This is a genomic window from Anaerostipes butyraticus, assembly GCF_016586355.1.
GTDB classification, from domain to species: Bacteria; Bacillota; Clostridia; order Lachnospirales; family Lachnospiraceae; genus Anaerostipes; species Anaerostipes butyraticus.
Genome location: NZ_BLYI01000078.1, coordinates 1 through 4547 on the forward strand (window position 1 = coordinate 1; position 4547 = coordinate 4547).

General features: G+C 34.7%; 3 protein-coding genes and 3 pseudogenes. 2 read left to right on the forward strand and 4 right to left on the reverse strand.

What is annotated here, in order from left to right; genetic code table 11:
• Positions 1 to 773: 773 nt before the first annotated feature.
• The gene (locus tag JMF81_RS16240; RefSeq protein ID WP_201312471.1) at positions 774 to 1637 is read right to left on the reverse strand and encodes an FRG domain-containing protein; all 864 of its coding nucleotides are present in this window, start codon (positions 1635 to 1637) and stop codon (positions 774 to 776) included.
• 561 nt (positions 1638 to 2198) lie between these two features.
• Here JMF81_RS16240 and JMF81_RS16575 point away from each other — a divergent pair.
• On the forward strand, positions 2199 to 2327 hold the full coding sequence (locus JMF81_RS16575) for a hypothetical protein (RefSeq protein WP_279323903.1): 129 nt from the start codon (positions 2199 to 2201) through the stop codon (positions 2325 to 2327).
• A 209-nt stretch (positions 2328 to 2536) separates the two neighbouring features.
• A complete protein-coding gene (locus JMF81_RS16245) occupies positions 2537 to 2692 on the forward strand; it encodes a hypothetical protein (protein WP_201312472.1) in 156 nt (51 codons plus the stop codon).
• Between the two features lie 828 nt (positions 2693 to 3520).
• Here JMF81_RS16245 and JMF81_RS16850 read toward each other — a convergent pair.
• The 3 pseudogenes from JMF81_RS16850 to JMF81_RS16965 all read right to left on the reverse strand — a co-directional run.
• Positions 3521 to 3892, reverse strand: a pseudogene (locus JMF81_RS16850) (type II toxin-antitoxin system HicB family antitoxin).
• Positions 3876 to 4016 (reverse strand): annotated as a pseudogene (locus tag JMF81_RS16960) (toxin HicA); the annotation flags it as partial. The pseudogenes JMF81_RS16850 and JMF81_RS16960, both read right to left, overlap by 17 nt.
• Positions 4017 to 4093: 77 nt before the next feature.
• Positions 4094 to 4150: pseudogene (locus JMF81_RS16965) on the reverse strand (Arm DNA-binding domain-containing protein); the annotation flags it as partial.
• Positions 4151 to 4547: the final 397 nt, after the last annotated feature.

The window sequence follows — 4547 nt, forward strand, 5'->3', positions numbered from 1 at the left end:
TATTCAAAGCTTCATTCATTAACTGCTTTTCGTCCATTGTCCTTTCTGATAAATACTAAAATTCGTATTTACTTTTCCTCTCATTAGTGTTTAGAATTATGATTAACTTTTAATTATAATAAGTGTATCACATATTTTCCTCGACTTCTATAAAATTTACTGCAGCTGACAATGTAAATTTACTGCAGAAATTATAATAGCAGAAAATGTCAGATATGTATCTGATATTCGTATATTACAAATGGTACGTCAGAAAATATTCTAAACTTATTTATACGTTCTGAGCTATTATGTATACTATACTCATTAGAAAAGTATGTTTTTGGACTACCCGATCCTTAAGTTGATAATTGTGATGGTTTTTCCCATTCTATCTTTTGGTTGGCAATCGCAATTACTCTGTAATTCGCCATACGGGTCCCACTATATTATCAAGTAATTTTCCTTTTAAAATCAAGGATTTTCAAGTTACTATCTCAGATGAATAAGCCAAGAAGATGGGCATTTCTCTGTATCTGGTACGAAAATAGTTAATTTTGGTACACAAAGTAAAGCATCCTGATTTTTCGTTTTACATGGCTTTGTGTGTCCCTTCCATCTATGGCGGCGTAGTTCCCATGTAGGCAAATGGCTGTGTAAAAAAATAGGCATGACAAAAGCCGGAAGATTTTGGTAAATTGAAAACCTTCCGGCTATGTAATTTCTGTATTCACTTATTGTAGTATTATTATGAGAAAGATTAATTTGATTATGATTTATCGAATTAATCCCTGCTAATCTGTCAAAATTTGAATTGATCCATATTGGTTGACTACACCTGCATTCTCCTCTTCTGGATAGTTTTTTAATAATATTCTATATCCATAATCAAAATACGCCGCAGGGAATAAACTGCTTAAAGATAAAAATTCATTTGATCCCAACCATTTAAACCCGATACTCGTTGGTATTTTTGCTATTCCAACAATCAAATCGCTACAGTCACCGGGAAATTCTACATTTTTTTTAATCATATATGCATGTTGCGCATGTGGTCTCAAAAAATAAGACGGTGTTGCCTTTCGGAGATCAACCAAAGTTGTATCTGTCCCTTTATAAACTCCAAATTGCTTTGTTTCCTCTCTTGCATCAGAAACCATAAGAATAATATAAGCATACTCTTCTTTTGAGTCATAGTAATATACATACTCATGCGTATTAATTGACACAGCTTTAGCTTGATGTAACGCAAACCACAAAGCCACCCATACATTATCTACCAAATCAATATATGGTGTTCGTACACCATAATGTTGAATTAAAGGTTCAAAAACAGCTCTATTATATTGTCTAAAAATCCTTTTTCCTTTAATTGCTGCATTAATTCGTTCATTATATTTCCATGTTATACTATCAAGCCTAGTCTTTCCACGATAGAGAGAAGGAATCATTGAACCATTATATAAAGAAGTTTGACCTCTAAAATACACATTCCCTATTTTGTTGTTTTTATATTTTCCAAATCCGATAAACTGTGTTAAGTCGTGCACTGTTTCAATTAAATAGACATTTATACTACTTCCACATGCCAACTTAACTGTTTCTACAGCAATATTTGAAGGTGTTTTCTTTTCAAAATTATCAATAATGTAATACATTTTTCTCCTTATAAAAAATCCTCCTTAAGGAACAATGAGGATTCCTGTAAACACTATATTAAATGACAAAATATTCTAATTTCTGTTCCTAATAATTATAGGTTACTTTTTTTCATTAAGCAATACTTTAATAATTATACTGTATTTTTTAAGCACGAGAGTTTTACAGTAACATATGCCCCTTAGTTTTGACAAGTAAAAATAATTCGCACTAAATCCATTGAGGATACACAGCTTCACTTCGAAAATAAAACTATTTTCGCAGTGAGGTCAAAATGGTAAGAAAGGAATAAAGGATCCAAAAGAAACTTGAAAAAAATCCGACCAGGGAACTCAATAAGGTCTAAAACAGATTTTACAGTCAGCTATCCTGAAAATTCACTCAGACAAAAGATCTCAGGCATCCAAGCTATATCACATATTCAAACCGGATGATACTCGGTACTTTGTATTATAAGGGAATCGCAAAGATCGACAGCATGCAGAAAATGCGCGAAAGATTCAATGATGCGACGATTTCTAAAAATATATCCCTATTCATAGATGGGAAAGAAAGGGCGTATGTCCTCTCCCCACCACGCAACAGAAAATGAATATCTGAAAAAGCTGGATCCAAAGGAATTGGAAGCGGTCAAGCAGAATCTGGTGTATCATCTGATCCGGGGACAGTGTTTTGAAAATATGAGATAGAAGAGATGGGACTCAGTTCTACATTGGCAGAAGGAAGCTGAACGAGCATTGCCTGGAGATGAGGTGTGATAAGGGGACAGAGAAAGAAACTATCATATACCACAGGGATATGCAGAAGGCAAAGATCCTGTTTGGAGTAAAACTGGTAGCGAGTATCGGTGGGGTGAGGTCATCGAGAACTATGGGAAGATGGGGAACGTCAGAAAAAAATGAGCAATGATGAGATCAAACAGGACTGTGAAACGAAAGCATTCAAACGTCTGGCGGAACGGATCAAGAAGAGGTTTCCCCGTCTGCCGATCCTGCTGGCAGACAGTCTATATGCATCAGATTTGATCATGGCTTTGTGCAGGAGATATAGATAGAATTTTCTGATCCGTTATAAAATGGAGTATACCGAGTATAACAGAGGAATATAAATAGATAACGGAGAAAAAGGAGAGGAGAGCAGAAATTTCCAATGGCTGAGCACATGAGGATCACCGAAAGGAATGCAGAAAAGATGGGTAAACATCACGCATAGTTGCAACTGGAACGACCAGGCGTAGAAGAACCATTATCTGATGGAACAGATATCGGATTTTATGAAACAGCTGTATAAGTATTATCATCTGAAGAAAGTATAGAGTATGAGTGTAGATAACTTTTCAGATCACATAAAAAAGTTGAAAAAAATTTAAGAAAAAAGGCAGGTCATAGGGAGATTTACCTGTCAAAACTGTATGCCACTTTCAACACTTGACAAATATTTATATCCTCTCTATAATATTTACTGGTTAAAGATGTATGACCAGCATATACTATGATTGAAAGTATCTTGATGGCCTACGTGGCTCAAGAGCATATTTTTTAGAGGAGTTAATTTTTGTTGATTCCTCTATTATTTATATTTTAAATTTATGCTCATACAGAATCACCATAGCGTCCTCATTTTGAAACAATACTGATTGCATCCATTGTTTTAGGTTTCAATATCTAATGTTCAGAAATAATAATACTATGAAAATAACTCATCTTAAATTTTCATCACTCAAACTTGGCATATCCTTTGTCGCCATTAACTATATTTATTTAAGTTTTTGTGGCTTCACACCGATATTTATTTATATATACATCAGTTATTTTAGTTCACTGATTTTCTGTTGCCAAAATATTACCACTTCATCTTATATGTTCCAAAACAGTGGTCTTCGCTATTTTGAATAAACTGCATCATTCTTAGAAATGGAGACAAACACAGTACTACAGTACTGATTCATACTGATCCCCTCTCTTTTAGAATGCCGAACAAAAAAGCTGTGCAGACTCTGAGGGATTCTTAGCTTAAATTGTCCGGAATAATCTTCTGAATTATCTGGCTCATACATCTAAATTCCTTCTTCCTGTGTAACTTCAATCCATGCCTTCTTTGCATCTACCACATTTGCAACCATAACTTCAATCTTTTCTCCACATGTAATACAGCCCGACAAATCAGGATAAGAAACCACATATCCGCCTTCATCTTTATATTCTATGATTTCCACTCTATAAGACACCTTCATATAATCATACAGTGTCTTCATCGTTTCTCACCTCACTTTCTACAATCAATCTCACAAGTTCCTTATAAACCTTTTTAATTTGTTCATGCTTTGGTATCGTAATTGGCCAGCATCCAGATTTTCGAAATGTATAATGACTACTACCTGTGGATTTTCAGGCAAAATTTCCACGAAGTTTTTAGATTCTTCTGCTGTTTCGGAAAAATTTCTTTCCCATTTATCTGCTTCTCCTTTGGTTTTAAACCCTCGTTTGTTCTTTTTTCGGCGTACTCCCCGCAGTCTTCATAATAAAACTAGCTACGCTATAATTTCCTGTCTCTTGTTGCGACATATCATCTCCTTTCTTCTACACTACCATTCCATAAAACTTTTACTGAAAATACTTTCCTGGCACTTTACCTGAAATCACTCGAAACCTTTTTGCTTTCAACTCATCATTTAGTACTCAAATGATTTTATATGCGGATCCTTTGGATACTCCGAGTAATTCAACAACTTCATCTGCGGTAACATACATTTTTATCGTAGTGGAGTAGTATCATTTAAATGCAGTCGTTAAATCCACCAAAAGATGATAATATATCATTAAGGAAGGTGGAGACATGCAATACGATAAGGAATTCAAACTACAGGCTCTTGAACTGTCCGATGAAATTGGCGTCAAGGCAGCTGCAGA